This is a genomic window from Streptomyces antioxidans, assembly GCF_000968685.2.
Classification (GTDB): Bacteria; Actinomycetota; Actinomycetes; order Streptomycetales; family Streptomycetaceae; genus Streptomyces; species Streptomyces antioxidans.
Window position 1 is genome coordinate 1 of record NZ_LAKD02000239.1, and the last position, 1,324, is coordinate 1,324.

The 1,324-nt window shown below is 69.9% G+C and carries 1 protein-coding gene; it reads left to right on the plus strand.

The window, feature by feature from the left end; all coding sequences use genetic code 11:
• Positions 1-23: 23 nt before the first annotated feature.
• Positions 24-1,324: condensation domain-containing protein (locus tag VT50_RS37935; protein ID WP_276207368.1), on the plus strand; the 1,301-nt coding region annotated here is incomplete at its 3' end.

Consider the following 1,324-nt stretch of genomic DNA (forward strand, 5'->3'; position numbering starts at 1 on the left):
CCGAGGTGACCGTGTGCGCGACGATGAGCGAGCCGCTGGAAGCGTCCGGCTCGGGCCCGGTGCCCATCGGGCGGCCGAACCCCAACACCGCTGTGTATGTGCTGGACGAGCGTTTCCACCCCGTTCCGGTGGGTGTGCTGGGTGAGCTGTATGTCGCGGGTCCTGGCCTCGCGCGTGGCTATCTCGGCCGCCCCGGGCTGACGGCGGAGCGCTTCGTCGCGTGCCCCTTCACGAGTGGGCGGACCGGCGGGCGGATGTATCGCACGGGGGACCTGGCCAAGTGGACCGGGGACGGTCAGCTCGTCTTCGGTGGCCGTGCCGACGACCAGGTCAAGGTGCGTGGCTTCCGGGTCGAGCCCGGTGAGATCGAGACCGCCCTCGCCGCCCACCAGGACGTTGGTCAGGTGGCGGTGATCGCTCGGGAGGATCGCGCCGGGGACAAGCGGCTGGTCGCTTACGTCGTGCCGGACGGGGCGGCGGGTGGCGCGTTGGATGGTCTGGCCGACGTCGCCCCGTTGCGGAGGTTCCTCGCTGACCGGCTGCCCGACTATATGGTCCCGGCCGCCTTCGTGACGCTTGACGTGTTGCCCCTCACGGTGAACGGCAAGCTGGATCGTGCCGCTCTTCCCGCTCCGGACTTCACCGGCGAGGCAACGGCGGGGCGTGGCCCGGAGACGCCCACGGAGGAGCGCTTGTGTGCCCTCTTCGCCGAGGTGCTGGGCCTGGAAGAAGTTGGTGTCGAGGCGTCGTTCTTCGAGCTCGGTGGCGATTCGATCCTGGTGATGAAGCTGATCGCCCAGATCCGTGCCGTCCTGGGCGCCGAGGTGAGCATCCGCGGGCTGTTCACCGCTCCGACGGTGGCCGACGTGGCACGGCTGCTCGACGGTACGGAGGAGGGTGCCGCCCAGCAGGCACTGACCGCTCGGCCGCGCCCGGAGGTGCTGCCGCTGTCGTACGCCCAGCAGCGGATGTGGTTCCTCAACCGCCTCGAAGGCGTCGGTGACGGTGCGGTGTACAACCTGCCGCTGGCGCTCCGGCTCTCCGGCGAGCTCGACAGGGTGGCGCTGGAGGCGGCGCTCGGGGATGTCGCCGACCGGCACGAGAGTCTGCGTACGGTCTTCCCCGAGACCGATGGTGAACCGCGTCAGCATGTGCTGGCGGGCGGGGCCGGTCGGCCGCCGCTGATCGTGGTGGAGACCGCGGAGGAACACCTGAGGGAAGTACTCGGCGGCTATGCCGCCCGGGGCTTTGATCTGAGTGTTGATCTGCCGTGGCGGGCGCGGCTGTTGCGGATGGGGCCGTCGGAGTATGTGTTGTTGGTGGT